This is a genomic window from Maricaulis maris (genome assembly GCF_049116555.1).
GTDB classification, from domain to species: Bacteria; Pseudomonadota; Alphaproteobacteria; order Caulobacterales; family Maricaulaceae; genus Maricaulis; species Maricaulis maris_C.
Map to the genome: position 1 here is coordinate 125,898 of NZ_JAGDYT010000001.1, position 20,590 is coordinate 146,487.

A 20,590-nucleotide genomic window follows, 5' to 3' on the forward strand; every position below is an offset into this window, starting at 1 on the left:
CTCGACGGGACTGGAAAAGGCCGGCCTCATCAGGTCGGCCTTTTTCTTGTCCGGGATCCGCAGGGCTTCAGGACAATTGAGCCGGAACGTCCGGGCCCCTCGATCAGGTCGACCCTGTCAATCGGTATCGCCGGGCGGCGTCGCCGATCAGCTGACGAGAACCTTGGGAACGCCCTCACCCCTGTCGCGGATCAGGCTTCGCAGGAATGCCGGAAAAATCTCCATCGCATCGCGCGCCGAAAGAGAGCCGGGATCACGATGTCGCCACCAGTATTCCCAATATGAGGTCACATGGCTCAGCGCCGACAGGTCGCTGCCCAGATGGTAGAAATATCCGTCCGCCTTGAGCAGGAAGTCGCGAATGGTTTCGGCGTCGCCGCTCCTGCAGAACCTGTCGAACTCTTGTTGGAAACCATCGAGAACGGAGACCAATGCCGCCCAGCGCTGGCGGGTTTCCCTGAGGATGAGACGACGGATCTCATTGATCTGCTGCCGTTCGCTCGGGGTCACGCCGCGAATGATGACATCATCCATCTCGATGACGAATTTGCGGAGCCGGTCCGTCGCATCGTGCAGCTTCCAGCGGTAATACAGCACACCCTTCCAACCGTACATGCCGTCGGAAAACTCCTCGGGCGTCATGCCGAGCGTCTGGCGCAGCGCGTTCATCTTGGCGGTGTCATTGCCCTCGATGATCTCGACTGCGAACTTCATGGCGCGGGCGTCGTCCTCGGCGAGGTTCTCGCGTCCGAAAGCAAGGCCGACCACGCCGGCAATCTGCCTCGCCACATAGGCCTGCATGGCCTTGCGTTCCTTTGGCGCGATCTGGAGATATCGGGGGTCGACCGGCCGCTCATGTTTCAAGAAGCGGTCTGCAAGCAGAAAGGGATCGAAGGATGGAAGCTTCGCGAGTTCGCGAAGGCGGGTGAGGTCGTCATCAATGTTGTCACCGCCCTCGACCGCCAGGTCGAGAAACAGGCGCAACTTCGTCAGGCCGCGCCTTTCCTCGACAAACAGCGAGTGGCCGCCCATGCCGAGGTCGTCGATGGAGACTGGAATGATCACCTTGGTGACGACGGCCGCATCGACTGACATCAAGGCGCGTTCGTGCGGCCGCACCGTGTGCTTGATGAGGAAGCTGTGATTGAGCTTGGGATTCCTGAAAACCGGGCGCTGATCGAAATCGAGATCATGCTTGTGCGCGCGGGTGATCGAATAGAGGTCGAGAATCCGCGTCGTCCCGCCACCCTGCACAATTCGCGTTAGATTTGCGTCCATGTTCAACCCGAGCCTACACCGGGCAAGGCTAAACGCGGACATATCGCCAGCCGGTAACCGTCGTCGACGCGCCGGGTCATTTATTATGAAGTCAGCGCCTTTGCCGGGCGCGGCCCATGGCCGCGATCCGACCGGATCTGGCATTTGGCGCCGGACGGATTCGTCGTGTCGAGCGGCTCCAGCGGCGGTTTCTGAATCCGACGCGCCGCGCCGCTGGGGTCAGCGGCTGTTGGCGGTCGGGACGATGGTGGGGATATGGAAGCGTCAGGCGGCGCTGACGGCCTGGACGACCGGGTGGGGAATGAGGGAGTGCGTGCGCCGGCGGGTACCATCGAGGCCGGGTTCACGACCCGGAGAAACCCGGGTGACACTGGCAATGAAGTCAGAGAACAGCATCACGGCCTCACGAGCCTGCAGGAATCCCTTGGCATTCTGTTTGGACCAATAGGTCCAATAGCCCGGGATATGGCTGACGACCGAAAGATCGCTGCCGACATCATAGAAAAGGCTCGGCGCCTTGAGCAGGAATTTCCTGAAGCCATTCGCATCCTCACCGCGGCAGAAACGCGCGAAAACCTGCTCATACTCCTCCATCACCGACGTGAGGCTTTTCCAGCGATGTCGGGTTTCCTCGATGATTTTCCGGCGCATGTGCTGCAGCTCGTTATATTCGTGATCAGAGGCCCCGACGATGCTCACGGACTGGAGCGCGTTGAGGAAGGATTTCAGCGCGCCGAGTGCTTCGCCCATGCTCCAGCGATAATAAAGAATGCCCTTCCAGCCGAAGATGCCGGTCTTGAACTCGATCTCGGTCATGTCGAGGGATTTCCGCAAGGCCTGCATGCGGCCGTCCAGGTCGCCGGACAGGAGCTGGCGCGTAAAGCGCATGGCGCGATCATCATCGCGGTCGGCATCACGGGTCCCGAAGGCCAGGGCCACGACCGAGGCGATTTGCTGGGCGACGGATTGCTCCATCCGCTCCGCCTCGGCGTCGGTGATATCAAAATAGCACTCATCGATGGGTCGCACGTGATCTCGAAAGCGTTCGGCCAGAAGGAAGGGGTCGAAGGAGGGCAGGCCTGCCAGTTCGCGCAGACGGATCATGTCGAGATCCATCAGATGGGGGTCTTGCTTGCTCTCGAACAGGGTGCGCATCTTGCTGGCAAAACCGATCTCCTCGACGAAAACCGCATGTCCACCCAGGGCGAGATCATCATGCGCGAGTGGCACGAGAATTTTGGTCACCACGGGCTGGCTCGACATGACATAGGGGCGCTCGTGGGCGCGCACTGTGTGCTTGACGATGAAGCAGCGATTGAGCCGGGAATTCAGGAAGAAGGGATTGTCGGCATGGGCGTCGCGCTCGCCATGGCGCCGGGCGACCGAATGCAGGTCGAGGATGCGCGAGGTCGCGCCGCCCTTGACGATATTGCGCAGATCGGACCGCACGGTTTCGCGAATACGTGTCATCGGCATCCCTTTTCGTGACCGGCAGGCTAGGCAGGGGCGATTTAAGGATCGGTCTGCCGGAACAGGGGTATTCGAGATGCAATTGAGTCGAATGCACGATGACGCAGTTAATGCGCGGCCGGTTTGAGACGCGAGAACAGAAGCCCGGCGACGCCTCCGCCGAGGGACAGCATCAGCAAGCCACTGATCTCGCGACTGGAGGCGACAGGAGTGATCAGCGAACCGAGAACCGCACGATAGTAAATCGTGATCGCCGAAATCATCACGATGATGGCGACTGCACCTGCGAGAAAAAACCCCACTGATCGCCAACCCGGTCCGAGCCGTCTGGCAATCAGGCCGGCGACTGGAAAAGCGATGGCGAATCCGATGGCCGTCAGCGCGCCCAGCGTCGGTCCGAACCCGGCCAGATCGCGCGCAATGGCGTCAAGGCGGACGGTGAGCGGAATTTCGGCACCAATCGCGATCAGGGCCTGCAGATCGATATGCGTATTGGTCAAGCTGACAAGAAATGTGCCGATGAGGACGGCGGCCAGATAACTTGCCGTGATGCGCGATCGGTTCATATTCCTGACCCATTCGGGTCCTCTACAGCTATTCGCAGAGCCTATAGGGTGGCGCCGGTGGCGACAATTCGGGAGTGGCGCGATGCGCATGATCTGGGCAAGTCTGATTTTGGCCGCGGCTGTCGCGACGGGGCCCGCTGCCGGGCAGTCGGCGGGTGGACTGCCGCAATTGGAGACCGTGGTCGAAGGGCTTGAATATCCTTGGAGTCTGGCCTTCCTGCCGGATGGCCGCATGCTGGTCACCGAAAAGCCCGGGCGGCTGCGGATTGTGACGCCTGAGGGCGAGGTCTCCGACCCCGTTAGCGGTGTGCCGGAGGTGTTGTGGTCCGGTCAGGGTGGACTGCTGGATGTGGCGCTCTCTCCCGACTTTGCCGCCGATGGCGAAGTCTTTCTGACCTGGTCGGCCGGTGAGCCGTACGACAACACGCTCTATCTGGGGCGGGGCCGGATTGAAGGTGAGGCCCTGACCGATTTCGAGACCTTGTTCGAGGCGACCCCGCATCGACGGTCCAATGTTCATTATGGTGGTCGGATCACCTTCTTGCCGGGCAGTCTCACTGATCATCGGGCGGGCAGCCATGCCCGCATTCCCGAAACCTTGGTCCTGGGTATCGGCGACGGCTTTGACTTTCGTGAACAGGCCCAGAATCCGGCCAGCCATCTGGGAAGCTTCGTACGCCTGACCCTCGACGGCGAGCCGATGCCGTCGCCGTTTGAGGGCGCCGCGCCCGGTAGTTTTTCCATCGGACACCGCAACCCCCAGGCGGTCTTTTACGATGCGATTGGCGGAGTTCTCTACGCCAATGAGCACGGACCGCGTGGCGGCGACGAGATCAATATTCTCATTGAAGGCCGCAATTACGGCTGGCCGATTGTCAGCGCGGGCACGGATTACACTGGCGCACTGGTCACGCCGTTCGACAGCTATGACGGGATGACCGAACCCCTCCATGTCTGGACGCCCTCCATCGCTCCGGCCGGGATGGCGCTCTATCGGGGCGACATGTTTCCTGAATGGGAGGGCGACCTCCTCGTCGCGGCCCTGATCGCCGGCGATGCCGATACCCCGTCCGGCCATGTCCGCCGTGTCGATCTGGAGGCCGGCGAGGTGGTCGGCGAGGAGATCCTTTTCGGGGAACTCGAGGCGCGGATCCGTGATGTCCGTGTTGCTCCGGACGGGTCGGTCTGGCTGCTCACGGACGAGACGGACGGACGCCTGGTCCGGGTGTCGCGCTAGCGTCGACTATTCTGCCGGGGCCGGTTCGACCGATTCCGAATGGCTCGTTCTGCGGTCGAGGCCGAAGAATTTCGCCAGTCGCGACGGCGCACCGAGCATGACCGGCGTCAGAAGCAGGGTCAGCAGGGTCGAGAAGCCGAGTCCCCAGACCACGGCCGAGGACAATTGCACCCACCATTCACTGGCCGGGCCACCGATCGACAGCGTGCCGTGCGCGAAGTCTGCATTGAGCTGGAAGACCATTGGCAGCAGGCCGAAAATGGTCGTGATCGTGGTCAGCATGACCGGCCGCAGGCGTTGTGCTGCCGTGCGCACGATGGCTTCATCCACCGCCATGCCCAAGCCGCGGAGGCGCTGGAAGGTGTCGATCAGGACGATATTGTTGTTCACCACGATCCCGGCCAGCGTCACCACGCCCGTACCCAGGAAAAGGATGGAGATATAGGGGAAGGTCAGCATCACGCCGAGCAGCACCCCGATGACCGACAGAACAACGGCCTGCAGTGTGAGCAAGACGTGCCAGAAATTGTTGAACTGCCAGAGCAGGATAACTGCCATCATGAAGAGTGAGGCCGCCATGGCGCTGGCGAAGAAGGCCCCGGCCTCGGCATTCTCCTCGTCGGCACCAAGATAATTGACCTCGACCGAACGTGGGATTGTGCCGTCAGCGATGCGATCCGAGATGAAGCCGCGAAGCTCGGACAGCAGGATATTGCCGGCATAGCCCTCATCGGCATTGGCGCGGACAATCAGGACACGCTTGCCATCGCGCCGCGAGATCGAGTCGAGGCGTTGGCGAGCTTCCCGGGTGACGAAGTTCGAGATCGGCACGGCGCCGGTCTGCGTATTCACGCGCAGATCGTCGAGGCGTGAAATATCACGGTCGGCTGCCGGGAAGCGGACGCGGATATCGACTTCCTCGTCGGCATCATCCGGGCGGTAGCGGCCGACCAGCGTGCCGGTGGTGACGAGCTGCACCGCTGCGCCGAGCTGGGTTACGTCGGCGCCGTAGCGACCGGCTTCCTCGCGATCAACATCGAGGCGCCACTCCACACCGGGAAGGGGCAGGGTGTCGTCAATGTCGGCGAGCCCCTCCATCTGGTCCATATAGCCGCGCACCAGGCGCGTCGAAGCCTCGAGGGCTTCGGCATCATTTGAGCGCAGTTCGACCTGGATGTCCTTGCCCACGGGGGGGCCCTGCTGGAAGGGGCGAACCTCAATGATGACTCCGGGAATACCAACCATGGCGTCGCGGATTTCCCGTTCGATCAGGCGGCCATTGGGGCGCTGGCCGAAGGGTTCGAACTCGACGAAGATGCGCGCCACACTGTCCGCCGGCGCCGCGCCGACCCCGTCGAAGGGCGAGCGACCAGGTGGAGTTCCGGCCACGGTGTAATAGCCCTTGATCCCCTCAATGCCGGCCAGTCGGTTTTCCGCCTCGAGGGCTAGCTCATACTGCTCTGCCGGCGAGAGATTTCCGCGTGCGCGGACGAAGACATAGAGCTGCTCCGGTTCCGCATCGAGGAAGAATTCGGTGCGCATGTTCGAGGCGGTGGCCCCGAAGCTGACGACGACGCCGACGACGACTGTGACCGCGGCCAGTGCGACCATGACCGGGCGTTTGACCAGATGGGTGATCAGGCGTGCATAGCGGCCGGTCAGTCCGGGCAGACCAGTCGGGTCGCTGTCTTCCTGGGCGTTGAGGTGCGCGACGGCGCTGTCGGCATCGACGACGCCACCCTTGCGGCCGAAGACCGAGCCCAGCGTCGGCAGGAAGACCAGCGCCATGACCAGGGCTGAGGTGAGAACGAAGATCAGGGTGAGCGGCAGGAAGGCCATGTATTGGCCCGGGATGGAATCCCAGAACAGGAAGGGCACGAAGGCCGCCAGCGTGGTCGCGGTCGACGAGACGATCGGCCAGAACATCCGCTTGCCCGCGCTGGCATAGGCTTCCTTGCGGGTCGCACCCTCGGCCAGTTTGCGGTCAGCATATTCGACCACGACAATGGCGCCATCGACCAGCAGCCCGACGGCGAGGACCATTGCGAACATCACCATGAAGTTCACGGTCAGACCGTAGATGTCGAGCAGGAGGAAGGAGAAGAGAAAGCTGGATGGAATGGCAATGCCAACCAGAAGCGCCGAGCGCAGGCCGAGTGCGGCCACCACGATGATCAGGACCAGGATGATCGCCAGCATGATCGAGGAGGTCAGGCTCTGCAGGCTGTCTCGAACATAGGTTGAGAGGTCGAGCGAGAAGTCGTGACGGATGGTTTCCGGCCAGGCCTCGGCAATTTCATTGGTCCGGGCCCGCACGGCCGCGGCGGTGTCCATGATGTTTTCGCCCGATCGGCGCACGACCTGAAGAGTGTAGGCCGGGGCGCCGTTATAGCGCGCGAAACTGTCGGCATCCTTGAAGGTCCGGCGCACCGTGGCGACGTCCTGCAGGGTCACGACCGTATCGCCGGACCGGGTCAGGGGCAGATTGAGCGCGTCCTCCGCCTCTTCGAACAGGCCGGGCACCTTGACCTGGAAACGGGCTTCGCCGCTGTCCAGTGAACCGGCCGCAATCAGGCGATTATTGGACTGAACCGCATTGAAGAGCTGGGCATAGGTGACGCCATAGGTCTCCAGCCGGGCCGGATCGATGACGATTTCCAGCACTTCCTCGCGCAGGCCCTGGATATCGACCTGAAGAATTTGCGGCAGCGCCTCCAGCTCATCCTCAAGGGTGCGAGCGATCCGGTAGAGGGCGCGTTCCGGAGCTTCACCATAAATCTGCACGGCGATGGTCGGCGCGAGGGCCGAGTTGAATTCCTGGATGACGGGCTCGCGGACATCTTCCGGGTATTCGCGGCGCGCCATGTCAACGGCTTCGCGGACATCCAGAACGGACTGGTCGGCATCGAAGGGGACATCGAATTCCGCCACCAGGGTTCCGACGCCGAGGCTCGCCGTCCCGTTGAGCTCTTCCAGTCCCTCGATGGCCCGCATCTCGGTTTCGGTCGGGCGGACGATGAGGCGTTCGGCGTCTTCCGGTGAAATCCCGTCGAGCGGGACGGCGACGATGACGAAGGGGAAGGGGATGTCCGGGTCGGCCTCGCGGGGCAATGTGGCGAAGGCAAACAGTCCGGCGATCAGTGCGCAGACGAAAATGGCCAGGATCATGCGTGCCCGGCCAATGGCGAAATCAACGAGACCGGTCACCGGCTCGCTCCGGCCTCGCGGACTTCCACACGCGTACCGTCCGACACGAAATCCTGGCCCACCACGATGATCTGGGCCGTCTCAGGCAGTCCGCTAACCCAGACCTGCTCCCCATCATCGCTCAGTAATTCGATGGGCAGGAACCGCACGGTGTCGCCATTCTCGATGATCCGGACACCCAGATCGCCTTCGGAATTGAGGGCGAGAATGGAGGCCGGCACACGGTGGGCCGGTTCCAATGGCAGGTTGAGCCGGATTTCCGCTGTGATGCCGGAGCGGATGGCGCCGTCAGGATTGGGCACTTCCAGCTCGACCCGGAAAGTCCGGGTTGCAGGATTGGCACGACGTTCGACAAAGCGGATCGTTCCGTCCACCTGCTGGCCGCTAAGCAGGCGCGCGCTGCCCGGCATGCCAGGCTCCAGGGACATGATATCGCGTTCGGCGACTTCGGCGATCACGAGAATCGGGTCGAGCTGAAGCACGGTGCCGCACGGGTCGCCGGTCCGCAGGAAATCACCGATTTCGGCGTCACGACCGTCGAAATATCCATCAAAGGGCACACGCAGTTCGATATTCGCCAATTCCTCGCGGGCGGCGCGCAACTGGGCGCGGGCAGCATCCCGGGCGGCTTCCATCGCCGCGACCTGGTTGGACGAGCGGTGGCCGCGCGCCATTAGTTCGGCCGCGGCATCATATTCCAGTTGGCGGGCTCGTAGATCGGCTTCGGCCTGGTCCACAGCGGCACCGCGGGCATCGACATCGAGTCGGCAAACGACATCGCCGGCAGACACCGGGCTGCCCTCGAGAATGGGCGCCTCGACAACACGACCGCCGGTTTCGGCGCGGACGGTCACGGCACGGATGGTCTCGGTGCGGCCGCGCAAACGCAGCTCCGCCGGGCGCGGCGACGCGGCCACAGTCCGGGTAACCACTTCAAAAAGCGGGTGGGCATCGGACGCGTCGTCCGACTGGATGACAGCATCGCTGCGCAAGGCGGTCCCGACCGTAAACAGCAGAACTACCGCGACGAAAATACCAGCCGCGTAGAGGTAGGACGAATTGAACTTCATGACCAAATGTGTCTCGCCGGAATCGGTCGACGTTTCGCCATCAGGGCGAACGTCGTTCACGTCCCAAGAGATACCCCCCATCCCGTTGCATGGCGAGAACAAATCCTAGAATTGTCCCGCCTCATTATTCTTGTCACACGACCTGACCAGCACACCAGCCGGAGGACCATGCCCATTGGAAGTTGTATCCGCCAAGCCAGCCCGTGACGTCAACAACTTCTCCTATGAAATACAGGCCGGGCACGTGTCGCGCGGCCATGGTTCGACTATCGAGCCCTGCTGTATCGACCCCGCCTAGCGTCACCTCGGCCGTGCGATAGCCTTCGGATCCAGTCGGCGTCAGGGGCCAGGATTCCAGCCTGTCGGTAAAAACCCGCAAGCGCTTGTCAGACTGGTCAGCCAGATTGCCGGTGATTTCCGCTTCCTCGACCAGCATCTGTGCGAGGCGCTTCGGCAGGTGCTCGGCCAGCGCGGTTTGCATCGCCTGTCGACCATTGACCTGCCGGGCGTCACGCAGAAGAGCGAAGAAATCCAGGTCGGGTCGAAGGTGGAGTCTGATGTCATCGCCCTCGCGCCAGTAGGAGGATATCTGGAGGATCGCCGGTCCCGACAGGCCGCGATGGGTGAACAGCATCGCCTCCTCGAACCGGGTCTTGCCATGACAGGCGACCCCATCGACGGCGACACCGGCCAGCGGCTTGAAGCGCGCCAGAGTTTCCGGAGCAAAGGTCAGCGGAACCAGGCCGGGCCGGGTCTCTATGAGATCGAGTCCGAACTGCCGAGCGATATCGTAACCAAAACCGGTCGCACCCATTTTGGGAATGGATTTGCCGCCCGAGGCGACAACCAGGGAGGCGCAGTCCAGTGAGGCGCCGTCCGAGAGGGAAAGCGCAAAACCCTCACCCTTGCGCTCGACCTGAGTCACCGAGGTCGAGAGGCGCAAGTCTCCGCCGGTTGCGGCCAGGTCTTTCAGCAGGGCGGCGATGATGTCCTTGGCCGAGTGGTCGCAAAACAGCTGTCCCAGCGTCTTTTCATGCCACGCAATGCCGTGGCCGTTGACCCAGTCGACGAAATCCCACTGCGTATAGCGCTTGAGCGCTGATTTGGCGAAATGCCGGTTCTGCGACAGGAAATTCCCGGCCGTCGCATACATGTTGGTGAAGTTGCAGCGACCGCCTCCAGAAATGCGGATCTTCTCGGCAGGAGCCTTGGAATGCTCGATCAGGGTGACCGAGCGTCCGCGCTTGCCCGCCTCGATGGCGCACATCAGGCCGGCCGCGCCGGCGCCGATGATAACGACATCCCGGCTGGCCATGGATCAGCCGGTGACCTGGTCGAGCCAGTCGGCGAAGGCATCAATCTGGGCGTCGCGACCGATCTCATTCATGGTCTCGTGGCGGAAGTCCTTGAGCACTTCCAGCCGGACCTCGGTGAGTCCCGCCTTCTTCAGTCGCTTGGCCAGGATTTCCATCGACTTGCCGCCTTCGGTCGCCGGGTCTTTCGAGCCGGCAATCAGATGCAGGGGCAGCCGCTTTGGCAGAGCGGCGAGATGGGCGTCATCCTCGGCATAGGCGACGCCGGACAGGAAGTCGCGCCAGAGAGAGACCGTGGACGGCCAGCCGCAGACCGGATCGTTGACATAGGCATCGACCTCATCGGTATCGCGCGACAGCCAGTCGGCATCGCTGCGGCCCTCCGGAAAGCGCTTGTTCCAGGCCTTGAAGGTGAGATTGTCGAGCGTGTGACTGGTCGCCAGCTTCCCGCCGCCAAACAGGGCTTCAAAAAAGAGCACGAAGCGCATCACGCCTTTCAGGCCGCCCAGCGCCATATTGCCGTTCCAGATCGCCGCTGCGGCAACGCTTTCGGGGGCCCTCAGTATATGATTGAAAGCGATGACCGAGCCCATGGAATGGCCGAAAATCACCAGCGGAAGGCCGGGCCAGCGACGTCGCGCCTCGGCGTGAACCGCAGCGACATCTTGCATCAGCTTGTCCCAGCCATCGACGTCGGCAAAGCGGCGCGGGCCGCCATCGGCGGCTTCGGTGGCGCCGTGGCCGCGATGATCCTGGGCGATGACATGATAGCCGCGCCGGGCCAGCTGGGTGGCCATCCGGGCATAGCGCCCGGCGTGCTCGGCCAAGCCGTGATTGATATGGACAATGCCGCGCGGCGTACCCTCGGCATCCTGCGTGTAAACCGCCAGATCGGCGCCGCTGGGGCTGGCCAGCCTGTCGAGCCTGAATGTCGCGTCGCTCATGCATCCTCCCGTTTGTGGTGAACCTAACGCGTTTTCTCGTCCGCCGTCAGGGCTATAGTCACACCGGCAATCAGGTGAACGGGCAATCGGGGAGGATGGCGATGTTTTCCAAACGCAAGGCTTTGTTGGCGATCGATCAGGGCACAACGAGTTCGCGGGCGGTGGTCTTCTCGCCCGAGGGTGAGGTCATCTGCGCAGCCCAGCGTGAGTTTGAGCAAATCTACCCGCAGCCCGGCTGGGTCGAACATGATCCCGATGTGATCTGGGCGACCGTCCGCGCGACCGCGCGCGAAGCCCTCGCCGCCGCAGAAAAGGCCGGCTGGCGGGCCGACGCTATCGGAATTACCAATCAGCGCGAGACAACGCTGGTGTGGGACCGGGCGACGGGAGAGGCCATTCACAACGCGATTGTCTGGCAGGACCGCCGCACCGCCAACACCTGCGCGGGCTTGCGAGAGGCCGGCCATGCCGAGCGTGTGTCCGAGCGGACTGGCCTGGTTCTCGATCCCTATTTCTCCGCGACCAAGATCGCCTGGATACTCGACAATGTGGAGGGGGCCCGCCTGCGGGCCGAGGCTGGCGAGCTGGCTTTCGGCACTGTCGATAGCTGGCTGATCTGGAAGCTTACGGGTGGGGTGGAACATGTGACCGACGCGACCAATGCGAGCCGGACGGCCCTGTTCGATATCAGCGCCAATCGCTGGGATCCGGACCTGCTGGACCTGTTCGATGTGCCCGCCGCCCTGCTGCCTGAAGTGCGCGATTGTGCCGGTGACTTCGGCATGGCCGGCAAGACTGTGCTTGGCCGGGAATTGCCGATCTGCGGCGTTGCTGGCGACCAGCAATCGGCGGCGATCGGGCAGGTTTGCCTGGAGCCCGGGGAGATGAAATCAACTTATGGCACCGGCGCCTTCCTCCTGATCAATACCGGTGACCGCCCGGTTCGGTCGAAGAACAAGCTTCTGGCCACGATTGCCTATCGTATCGCTGGCGAAACGACCTATGCCCTGGAAGGCTCGGTCCTGTCGGCCGGGGCAACTATACAATGGCTGCGCGACGGGCTTGGTCTGATCGCCAAGGCGTCGGAGATAGAAGCCCTCGCCGATAGTGCCGATCCCGATAGCGGTGTTTATCTCGTGCCGGCCTTTACGGGTCTGGGCGCGCCCTATTGGGATGCCGAGGCGCGTGGCGCGCTGGTCGGTCTGACCCGAGGGTCGGGCCGGGCCGAGATCGCCCGTGCGGCGCTGGATAGCTCGGTTCATCAGACTTGCGACCTGCTCGACGCGATGGCGGCCGACGGCGTCGAGGCGCGCAGCTTGCGGGTCGATGGTGGTATGGCGCGCAATAATGCCTTCCTCCAACGTCTCGCTGATCTCACCGGTATCGAAACCGTGCGCCCCGCCAGTGTCGAGGCGACCGCCTGGGGCGCGGCTTTCCTCGCCGGTCTGGGTTGCGGCCTCTTCGCTTCTCTGGAAGATGGTCGCAAGATCTGGAACGCGGACCGCAGCTTTGCGCCCGGCGGCGACGCGGAACGCCGCGACACGGATCGCAAGGGCTGGCACAGGGCGGTGGCGCGGGCCCGGTCGTGATCGCGCGGCGGGCTGAGCCCTGATTTCCGAGTTCCGTGGAATGCCGGGCGATAGGCTTTGTCGATGGACAGACTTGCCGGATTGTGGCGCTGTTGACGCGGAAATCAGACGCGAAGGACAAGGCACCATGACAAGCACGCCGATCATCGCCGCCAAACGACCGGGCAAGGTCGAGCTGGAAGCTGGCAAGTCTTACTCTTGGTGTCGCTGTGGCCGTTCGGCCAACCAGCCCTTCTGTGACGGCTCGCATCGCGGTACGGATATCAAGCCGCTGACCTTTACTGCCGAGAAAGCCGGCCCGGCAGGTCTCTGCCAATGCAAGGCCAGCCGAAACGCGCCCTTCTGCGATGGAAGTCATGCTGGCCTGGGTGCGCTGGAACCTGGCGATGCTGTCCCGGTGTCGACAGGCGATACGATTCCCGCGGCATCGCCGACGCCGGAGGAGCCAACGGTTCTGCGAATTCACGACCTGGCGCGCGATGGTCTGTCCAAGCTCGGCCATCATGGCGAGATGGGAGCGATGGGGGTCCCGCGGAAGGACTTGCCGCATTGGGATGATATTCAGATCCTGCCGGCGCAAATGGCGCGCAAACCGCTGCTCGATGACCACCCTGTTGATGCCCGAACCGTGATCGGGCCGAGGGCCGGCAAGCCGCTCCAACTCGATATGCCGCTCTTTGTCTCCGATATGAGCTTTGGCGCCCTGTCGGAAGAATCCAAGATAGCCCTGGCGCGCGGCGCCGAATTGGCGGGGACCGGGATTTGTTCCGGCGAGGGCGGCATGTTGCCGGAAGAGAAGGCGGAGAACAGCCGCTACTTCTATGAGCTGGCCTCCGCTCGTTTTGGCTGGAAACCGGAATTGGTGGCCGACGTGCAGGCCTTTCATTTCAAGGGCGGCCAGGGCGCCAAGACCGGTACCGGCGGACACCTGCCGGGCGACAAGGTGCAGGGCAAGATCGCCGAAGTACGGGGTTTGCAGCCCGGCGAAAGTGCAATTTCCCCGGCTACCTTTGCGGACCTTGTCACCCCGGATGACTATCGCCGTGTCGCTGACGAGGTTCGCGAGCGCTCTGGCGGCATCCCGATCGGCTTCAAGCTGTCGGCCAATCATATCGAGGATGATATCGATTTCGCCCTCGCCGCGAGTGCGGACTATATCATCCTGGATGGACGTGGCGGTGGGACGGGCGCCGCGCCACTCATCTTTCGAGACCATATTTCGGTGCCGACCATTCCCGCTCTTGCCCGGGCGAGGCGGCATCTCGATGCAAAGGCGGGGCGAGAGGTCACGCTTGTGATTACCGGCGGGCTCCGGGTTGCCGAGGATTTCGTCAAGGCAATGGCGCTCGGCGCGGATGCGATCGCGGTGTCCAATTCGGCCATGCAGGCCGTCGGGTGTATTGCCGCGCGGATGTGCAATTCCAATAATTGCCCGGTCGGGATCGCAACCCAGAAACCTGAATTGCGAGCGCGGCTTGATGTTCAGGTCGCAGCCGAGCGTCTGGCCCGCTATTTCGGTGCCTCGGTCGATCTGATGCGAGTGCTCGCTCGCGCTTGCGGCCATGCCGAGTTGTCAGCCCTGTCTCCGGCCGACCTGTCGACCTGGAAGCGCGACATGGCTGACCTGAGTGGCGTGCGCTTTGCCGGCTTGTCTTCGTGACCGACGGGTCGGGTTCAGAGGCCTGAAGACAAGGCCCGGTCTAGGTCGGCGATCTGGTCCTCGGCGCTTTCCAGCCCGACCGAGAGCCGGATCAGGCTGTCAGCGACACCGGCTTCAGCACGTGCTTCGCGCGACATGGAGGCATGGGTCATCAGGGCCGGGATGCAGCACAGGCTTTCCACCCCGCCGAGCGATTGCGCCAGCGTGAAAATTTCAAGCGAGGCGACGACATCACGCGGGTCGGGGGCGTCCCCGGTCAGTTCCAGGCTTATCAACTGACCGAAACCGTCCTGCTGCCGTGCGGCCAGTTCATGGCAGGGGTGGTTTTCCAGTCCGGGATAATCAACGCGGGCAATGCGCGGATCGGCGTCCAGCCAGCGGGCCACGGCGAGCGCGCTTTCGCACTGGGCCTGCACGCGTAACGGAAGTGTGCGCAGGCCTCGCAGGGCGAGATAGCTGTCAAAGGCGGCGGCGCCGACGCCAACGCAATTGGCCCACCAGGCGAGCTCGGCCAGGCGTTCCGGGTCGGCGCAGCACAGCGCGCCGCCCACCATGTCGGAATGCCCGTTGAGCAGTTTGGTCACGGACTGAACGGAATAGTCCGCGCCCCAGTCCAGCGGCCGCTGCAGGATGGGCGACATCACCGTATTGTCTACGGCGAGCTCGGTTCCGGCCTTGCGAGCCAGGCCGGCCAGGCCCTTCAGGTCAGAGATACGAAGGCGTGGATTGGACGGTGTCTCGGCAATAATGAGGGCGGCGTCCTGGTTGAGCGCGTTGGCGACCTGGTCGAGATCGGATGTATCAACATAGACCGGCACCAGACGACCGCCGCGCCCACGGGCATCGAGGAGGCGCCGAGTGCCGCCATAAGCGTCATGCGAGCACAGGACCCGCGCCCCGTGGGGCAGTCCGTGCAGGAGAAGGTCGATCGCTGACATGCCTGATCCAGTGACGATCGCACCGGCGGCATTCTCCAGTTCGGCAATGGCGTCAGCAAGCAGGGTACGCCCCGGATTGCCAGTGCGGGCATAGTCGAAAGCAGGCTGGATGGCCGGGTCCTCACGCCGGTAGGCAGTTGAGAGTGAGAGCGGCGGAATGACGGCATTCCAGCTCCGATCGGTATTCAATCCTGCCCGGATTGCCTTTGTGCGTTGATCGCTCGACATGTCAGCTCCCGAATATTTCGTTCAGCGTGGCGGCGATGATCCCGTCTTCCTTGAGGAAGGCATCATGGCCGTAGAGCGAACTGAAGGTGATCAAGCGACCATTGGGGGTGCGTTTGGCGGCCTCGGCGATCTGGTCAACCGGCACCAGTCGGTCCTCCAGCGCTGCCAGCCAGGTCACCGGGCAGGGAATGGCTCGGACATCGACGCAGTGCTCATCCATGGAGCGCGAGAGTGCCAGAAAATGCTCGGGCTCGACCGTCTGGGCATAGCGTTTGCCCTGGGCAGCGAGATAGCCCGCGACACCACTGGCATCGCGACTCTCAGGGTCCGGCTCGGAGAAGCGCGTCTCGAATTCCTGCGGCGTGCGATAGGTGGTGACGGCGATGCGGCGGGCGAGGTCCAGCCCGGCTTTGCCATCACCGAGGCGCAGGGCCAGCTCGACCGTGTCGCGCTGGATGGACCGCCAGGCCTTGGTCATCTCGCTCGCCCGATCAGCGGCGGACACGACCACCAGCTGCCGCACCCGCTCAGGCGCCAATTGCGCGAGGGCGAGTGCGATCATGCCGCCATAGGAGGAGCCGACAATGGCGAACTCACGGATATCGGCCGCATCGGCGAGCGCGAGAATGGCGCGCGCCTGATCCTGTGTGGTCGGGAAGGGATGGGCGTCTGCGCCGATGAAGTCGAAGGACAGGATGCGGTAGCGATTGGTGTCGATGGGTTTGCCGGGCCCCGCCTGCTGGCGCCACCAGCCATTCTCCTGAGCCGTGTCCGAGACGATACGACCGAAGGAAATCCCGCCAAGCACCAGGATTGCGGGCGCGCCGTCTGGTCCGGTCACCCGCCCGCTGGCCTTGACCGGCGAACCCGTGCCGGTGAGGGCGATGGTGGAGATGTCCCGGTAACGCTGGGCTGGGGGATGTTCCAGGGTGACGCTCATCGGTGACGACCTTCGGCGAGCAAGGCGCGGACGTCGGAGAGGACAGAGCCCGCTGTCGGCGCTTGGCCGGCACCCTTGCCATTGAGCACGATCGTGGTGCCGCTGGCACAACAGACCTCGATTGCATTCTCCTCATTCTCGACCCGGGCCAGCGGATGGTCCTCGGGCAGCGCGATCAGACGGACACTGGCCGTCACGCCTTTTTCGCCTGCGACGAGTTCGGCGACCTGGCGATAGCGCAGCGCAGTCTCCCGAGCACCCAGAACGTGACCGACTGACAGGTCGAACAGGCTGTCCGCGGCGATGGCATAGGCATCCGGGGCAATGTCGAAGGCCGCGCGGGCGATCAGGGCCAGCTTGGCGGCAGCATCCAGACCGTCGAGATCAGCGCTGGGATCTTCTTCGGCAAAGCCGGCGGCTTGTGCGGCTGTGATTGCATCATCAAACCCGACGCCCTTCTCCAGCAAGCCCAGGACGAAATTCGAAGTGCCGTTGAGGACGCCACGCACCCGGGTCACGGTTTCGCCAGCGACTTTCAGCCGGGCCACGGTTTCCAGCACCGGGACGCCACCTCCGACTGCCGCAGAATACGCGAAGCCTGTTCCGGCCCGTCGGGCTCGCGCTTCCAGGTCCGGACGCCGCGCAAGAACGGCCTTGTTCGCGGAGATGATGTGAATGCCGCGCTCAACCGCGAGGGTTAGGGCTTTCTCGGCCGCCGCGCAATCGGGCAGACCGTCAATGACGAGGTCCGGTCCGGTATCGAAGGCGGCGGTGATATCGGTCAGCCAAGCATAGCGCTCATCGCCCCTGGGGCGCGGTTTGCGGGTGACGATGGCGGCGATTTCGACCTGCGTCTCCATCGCTTCCAGCCCGGCCAGGACGCCGGCATTCACCGTGCCGCAACCCAGAAGCACGACGCGCAGGCGCGGCGTCAGAGCCGTCGCCGGAGGCGTATCGAGGGGATAATCAAGTGCCGCAAGAAGAGACATGCTTCCACATTCCGTCTGGGCGGAAAGCGCGGACACGCCGATTGCGGGATACTGACGAGGCGAATGAAAAGGGTGGCGATTGCCGTGCCTCGATCGATCCGCTTTAGCCGCACTTGTTCCGCGCCCGCAAGCTAGACATCAAATCGGCGCGACTTCACGTATAAAGATATGTTTATATGTGTCAAGCGGTGCTGTGGGCGGATGCCGGGATTCGGGGTGGACAGGACGACGCACAGCGCCCGTCGATCGGAAAGCGACTCCCGGGATCGCCTGCCTCTTTGTCGATTAAGCCTTTTCTAGGCCTTGCCGGCTACAACGTCACTGGCGCTCGGGGAGAGCGTGCAGCAATGGTTGTTCGATGGTCCGGCATTCCGATAGTCCAACCAATGGCAAGGGTCGCGTTCTGGCGATCACCTGTATCGTTTTCGGTCTGATTTTGGTGTCCTATCTGGGCGCGGTCTCACTCGTCCTCCCCGGCTGGACGCCGGCCAAGATTCTCGGCCTTTTCGCATCCGGCCTGTTCATCTCGCTGGGCGTCATAGCCTGGACGGCCAACCAGTATCGCTGGGTGGCCCATACCTTCATTCTCGGAGCACAGCTGATGGCGTTTGCAGCCTCGCTGACCAATGGAGGATTGCTGGGATATGTCGCGCCGTTGCAGCTCATCGCCCCGCTCGCGGCTGGCTTTTTTCTGAGTGCCAGGGCCGCAACAGTTTATGGTGTCAGCTCGGTCATTCTCTTCGGGCTTCTGTTCCTGCTTGGCGTGCAGGGCGTTGTCACGCCCACGCCTTACTCTGTGGATGCTGAACGCGCGGCAGCGTTTTTCCTGTTGAGCATGGTCAGTATTCTCAGCCTGATCTGCGTGATCGGTTTCGTCCGGACGCAAGAGAGCCTGCTGAGGGAGTCCCGCAAGGCCGAACAGGCAAAGTCCGCATTTCTTGCCAATATGAGCCACGAAATTCGCACGCCAATGAATGGCGTCCTGGGACTCCTCGAACTCGCTCGCGAGAGCGAGGACGGCACTCTTGACCCGCAGGGCGTTGCCACTGTCCATGCTTCGGCGACGGCATTGGTGACGGTTCTCAACGACATCCTTGACGTCACCAAGCTTGATCAGGGCGGTATTACTATCAATCGCGAGGCGTGCGATCTGCGCCGCTTGTGTTCGGATGTTATCGCCCTGTTTGCGGTCCAGGTCGCGGACCGGGATGTGATCCTGAGCCTGGACTATGACGACAGTCTGCCGCGCTGGCTCATGCTGGATCCGGTGCGCGTCCGGCAAGTCTTGTGGAACCTTGTCGGCAATGCCGTGAAATTCACCGAGCACGGCCGCGTCGTATTGCGCGTGACGGCCCATGATCGCGAGTCTGATCGCCTCCTGGTAGAGGTTGAGGATAGCGGTATTGGTCTGTCGAGTGAGGCCCAGGACCGGATATTCGACCGCTTCGCGCAAGCCGACGAAACGACAACCCGGGACTATGGCGGCACCGGCCTTGGCCTGGCGATCTGCCGTGATCTGACGGCGCTGATGGGCGCGGCACTGCGTGTCGAGAGCGTGGTCGACAAAGGCTCCACATTCCGTTTCGAGCTCACCGCTGTGGCTGTGGATGCCGGCGCAACCGCCGAGCGGGTTCGCCCCAGCGGACGTTCCTTGCGGGTCCTGGTCGTCGATGATCAGCCGATCAACCTGACCGTCGCCGCCGCCCTTCTGACCCATCTTGGGCACGATCCCTGTCTGGCCGAAGGGCCGGACACAGCCATTGCACTCGCCCATGCCGAGGCGTTCGACGTGATCCTGATGGATATCCAGATGCCGGGCATGGACGGCCTGGGCGTGACCGGGCTGATACGACAGGAGGCGGCGCTCAACGCGGAGACCCCGATCTTTGCGGTCACCGCCAGCGCGCTGGACGAGGACCGGGCGCGCTATCGAGAAGCGGGCATGGATGGCTGTATCGGCAAGCCGCTCCAGCTGGAAGCCCTGGCGGAATATCTCGGAAGCGCCCGTCCGAGGGTGGCGGCCTGACCCGATCTCGGCCGGCTCTGCGAGTGGGCTGCCTGCCCCGTTCGTTTTCCGGCTCTGAATGCCGCCGGCCCGTGGGCAGGCATCATGTGTCCCATTCAGCGCTGAATGCACCGCATCCCATACCGAACCCTCGACAGGCGCGCTCGCAGCCGCTAGGCCTCAGATCAGAAAATCACAGAACCCGAGCGGGAGGTCTCCGACATGTTTGACAATCTTTTCAGCCTTGAGGGGCGTGTGGCGCTGATCACTGGCGGGTCGCGGGGTATTGGCGAGATGATCGCCGAGGGCTATGTGCGTGCTGGTGCGAAGGTTTACATCACGGCCCGCAAGGCGCCGGATTGCCTGGCCACGGCCGAGCGTCTGTCGGAGTTCGGCACTTGTATCGCCCTGCCGGGTGATGCCTCGGGCGCGGGTGGGGCCCAAGCGCTTGCGGCGAAGTTTCTCGAGCATGAGAGCAAACTCGATATTCTGGTCAATAATGCCGGTGCCGCCTGGGGCGCGCCGCTGGACGAGTTTCCCGAGAGTGGCTGGGACAAGGTCATGGACCTCAATGTCAAGACTCCCTTCTTCCTGATCCAGGCCCTGCACGGTGCGCTCAAGGCTGCCGCCTCGCCGCAGCAACCGGCCAAGGTGATCAATATCGCCTCTATTGACGGGCTGTCGGTCAACATGATGGAGACCTATTCCTACGCCGCTTCCAAGTCCGGCATCATCCATCTGACCAAGCGCCTCGGCATGGAGATGGCCAAGGAGAACATCAATGTCACCGCGATCGCGCCCGGTGCCTTCGCGTCCAGCATGAACAAGGTCGCGCGAGACCATGCCGACATGGTCTCGAAGGGTGTTCCGTCCGGCCGGGTCGGTGAACCATCCGACATGGCCGGTGCCGCGATCTTCCTGGCCTCGCGGGCCGGTGACTATGTGGTCGGTTCGACCCTTGTTGTTGACGGTGGTGTGGCCCAGGCGCGTGGCGCGTTCTAGAATTCTCACTGACATCTGACTGGTGAAGGGGCGGGCGCTGCGTGGCAGCCCCGCCTTTTTCATGCGCCGATACAGGCATTCTCGCCACGTCGCTTGCCGCATGTTTCACGGCTGATGGGTCGGCGTCTGAATCCAAAGAAAACGGGCGCCGGAG

General features: G+C 63.2%; 15 protein-coding genes. 5 read left to right on the plus strand and 10 right to left on the minus strand.

The genetic code is table 11. From position 1 onward, the window contains the following. Window positions 1–147: 147 nt before the first annotated feature. From JXQ94_RS00470 to JXQ94_RS00480, 3 genes are all read right to left on the minus strand, one after another. Window positions 148–1,422 (minus strand): hypothetical protein, encoded by a 1,275-nt coding sequence (locus JXQ94_RS00470; RefSeq protein WP_421921869.1) that lies wholly within the window; start codon window positions 1,420–1,422, stop codon window positions 148–150. Between the two features lie 120 nt (window positions 1,423–1,542). Beyond that, window positions 1,543–2,748: a hypothetical protein gene (locus tag JXQ94_RS00475; protein WP_421921870.1), complete on the minus strand. Its 1,206-nt coding sequence runs from the start codon at window positions 2,746–2,748 to the stop codon at window positions 1,543–1,545. Window positions 2,749–2,855: 107 nt separating this feature from the next. Next, window positions 2,856–3,314 carry a hypothetical protein gene (locus tag JXQ94_RS00480; protein ID WP_421921871.1) on the minus strand — a complete coding sequence of 153 codons (459 nt, stop codon included), beginning with the start codon at window positions 3,312–3,314 and terminating at the stop codon, window positions 2,856–2,858. An 82-nt stretch (window positions 3,315–3,396) separates the two neighbouring features. On the opposite strand from JXQ94_RS00480, the gene JXQ94_RS00485 reads away from it, so the two are divergent. Continuing rightward, window positions 3,397–4,551 (plus strand): PQQ-dependent sugar dehydrogenase, encoded by a 1,155-nt coding sequence (locus JXQ94_RS00485; RefSeq protein ID WP_421921872.1) that lies wholly within the window; start codon window positions 3,397–3,399, stop codon window positions 4,549–4,551. A 6-nt stretch (window positions 4,552–4,557) separates the two neighbouring features. Here JXQ94_RS00485 and JXQ94_RS00490 read toward each other — a convergent pair whose 3' ends face one another. The 4 genes from JXQ94_RS00490 to JXQ94_RS00505 all read right to left on the minus strand — a co-directional run bounded on the left by JXQ94_RS00490 (window position 4,558) and on the right by JXQ94_RS00505 (window position 11,085). Continuing rightward, window positions 4,558–7,758: an efflux RND transporter permease subunit gene (locus JXQ94_RS00490; RefSeq protein WP_421921873.1), complete on the minus strand. Its 3,201-nt coding sequence runs from the start codon at window positions 7,756–7,758 to the stop codon at window positions 4,558–4,560. Then, window positions 7,755–8,888: an efflux RND transporter periplasmic adaptor subunit gene (locus JXQ94_RS00495; protein WP_421921874.1), complete on the minus strand. Its 1,134-nt coding sequence runs from the start codon at window positions 8,886–8,888 to the stop codon at window positions 7,755–7,757. The genes JXQ94_RS00490 and JXQ94_RS00495 overlap by 4 nt, the downstream gene beginning before the upstream one ends. Window positions 8,889–8,961: 73 nt before the next feature. Further along, window positions 8,962–10,143, minus strand: a complete 1,182-nt coding sequence (locus tag JXQ94_RS00500; RefSeq protein WP_421921875.1) for an NAD(P)/FAD-dependent oxidoreductase — start codon at window positions 10,141–10,143, stop codon at window positions 8,962–8,964. A gap of 3 nt (window positions 10,144–10,146) precedes the next feature. Further along, a complete protein-coding gene (locus JXQ94_RS00505; RefSeq protein WP_421921876.1) occupies window positions 10,147–11,085 on the minus strand; it encodes an alpha/beta fold hydrolase in 939 nt (312 codons plus the stop codon). A 101-nt stretch (window positions 11,086–11,186) separates the two neighbouring features. On the opposite strand from JXQ94_RS00505, the gene glpK reads away from it, so the two are divergent. Further along, window positions 11,187–12,674 (plus strand): glycerol kinase GlpK, encoded by a 1,488-nt coding sequence (gene glpK / locus JXQ94_RS00510; RefSeq protein ID WP_421921877.1) that lies wholly within the window; start codon window positions 11,187–11,189, stop codon window positions 12,672–12,674. A gap of 127 nt (window positions 12,675–12,801) precedes the next feature. Beyond that, window positions 12,802–14,334: a glutamate synthase-related protein gene (locus JXQ94_RS00515; RefSeq protein ID WP_421921878.1), complete on the plus strand. Its 1,533-nt coding sequence runs from the start codon at window positions 12,802–12,804 to the stop codon at window positions 14,332–14,334. Window positions 14,335–14,348: 14 nt separating this feature from the next. Here JXQ94_RS00515 and JXQ94_RS00520 read toward each other — a convergent pair whose 3' ends face one another. The 3 genes from JXQ94_RS00520 to JXQ94_RS00530 are packed head-to-tail and all read right to left on the minus strand — an operon-like array spanning window position 14,349 to window position 17,429. Then, a complete protein-coding gene (locus JXQ94_RS00520) occupies window positions 14,349–15,500 on the minus strand; it encodes a trans-sulfuration enzyme family protein (protein WP_421921879.1) in 1,152 nt (383 codons plus the stop codon). Window position 15,501: 1 nt separating this feature from the next. Beyond that, window positions 15,502–16,440: a homoserine O-succinyltransferase MetX gene (metX, locus tag JXQ94_RS00525; protein WP_421921880.1), complete on the minus strand. Its 939-nt coding sequence runs from the start codon at window positions 16,438–16,440 to the stop codon at window positions 15,502–15,504. After that, window positions 16,437–17,429: a homoserine dehydrogenase gene (locus JXQ94_RS00530; protein ID WP_421921881.1), complete on the minus strand. Its 993-nt coding sequence runs from the start codon at window positions 17,427–17,429 to the stop codon at window positions 16,437–16,439. Before JXQ94_RS00530 ends, metX begins: the two co-directional genes overlap by 4 nt. Before the next feature lie 358 nt (window positions 17,430–17,787). Between JXQ94_RS00530 and JXQ94_RS00535 the strand changes: the two genes are divergently transcribed. Beyond that, complete coding sequence (locus JXQ94_RS00535) at window positions 17,788–19,455, plus strand: ATP-binding protein (RefSeq protein ID WP_421921882.1); 1,668 nt, start codon at window positions 17,788–17,790, stop codon at window positions 19,453–19,455. 201 nt (window positions 19,456–19,656) lie between these two features. Then, the gene (locus tag JXQ94_RS00540; protein ID WP_421921883.1) at window positions 19,657–20,436 is read left to right on the plus strand and encodes an SDR family oxidoreductase; all 780 of its coding nucleotides are present in this window, start codon (window positions 19,657–19,659) and stop codon (window positions 20,434–20,436) included. The last annotated feature ends 154 nt before the right edge of the window (window positions 20,437–20,590 follow it).

Bases quoted from the DNA above. Each gene is read 5' to 3' on its own strand.
- JXQ94_RS00470 (WP_421921869.1), bottom strand. From the start codon at position 1,422: ATGCCAGATCCGGTCGGATCGCGGCCATGGGCCGCGCCCGGCAAAGGC.
- JXQ94_RS00475 (WP_421921870.1), bottom strand. From the start codon at position 2,748: ATGACACGTATTCGCGAAACCGTGCGGTCCGATCTGCGCAATATCGTC.
- JXQ94_RS00480 (WP_421921871.1), bottom strand. From the start codon at position 3,314: ATGAACCGATCGCGCATCACGGCAAGTTATCTGGCCGCCGTCCTCATC.
- JXQ94_RS00485 (WP_421921872.1), top strand. From the start codon at position 3,397: ATGCGCATGATCTGGGCAAGTCTGATTTTGGCCGCGGCTGTCGCGACG.
- JXQ94_RS00500 (WP_421921875.1), bottom strand. From the start codon at position 10,143: ATGGCCAGCCGGGATGTCGTTATCATCGGCGCCGGCGCGGCCGGCCTG.
- JXQ94_RS00505 (WP_421921876.1), bottom strand. From the start codon at position 11,085: ATGAGCGACGCGACATTCAGGCTCGACAGGCTGGCCAGCCCCAGCGGC.
- glpK (WP_421921877.1), top strand. From the start codon at position 11,187: ATGTTTTCCAAACGCAAGGCTTTGTTGGCGATCGATCAGGGCACAACG.
- JXQ94_RS00515 (WP_421921878.1), top strand. From the start codon at position 12,802: ATGACAAGCACGCCGATCATCGCCGCCAAACGACCGGGCAAGGTCGAG.
- JXQ94_RS00520 (WP_421921879.1), bottom strand. From the start codon at position 15,500: ATGTCGAGCGATCAACGCACAAAGGCAATCCGGGCAGGATTGAATACC.
- metX (WP_421921880.1), bottom strand. From the start codon at position 16,440: ATGAGCGTCACCCTGGAACATCCCCCAGCCCAGCGTTACCGGGACATC.
- JXQ94_RS00530 (WP_421921881.1), bottom strand. From the start codon at position 17,429: ATGTCTCTTCTTGCGGCACTTGATTATCCCCTCGATACGCCTCCGGCG.
- JXQ94_RS00535 (WP_421921882.1), top strand. From the start codon at position 17,788: ATGGTCCGGCATTCCGATAGTCCAACCAATGGCAAGGGTCGCGTTCTG.
- JXQ94_RS00540 (WP_421921883.1), top strand. From the start codon at position 19,657: ATGTTTGACAATCTTTTCAGCCTTGAGGGGCGTGTGGCGCTGATCACT.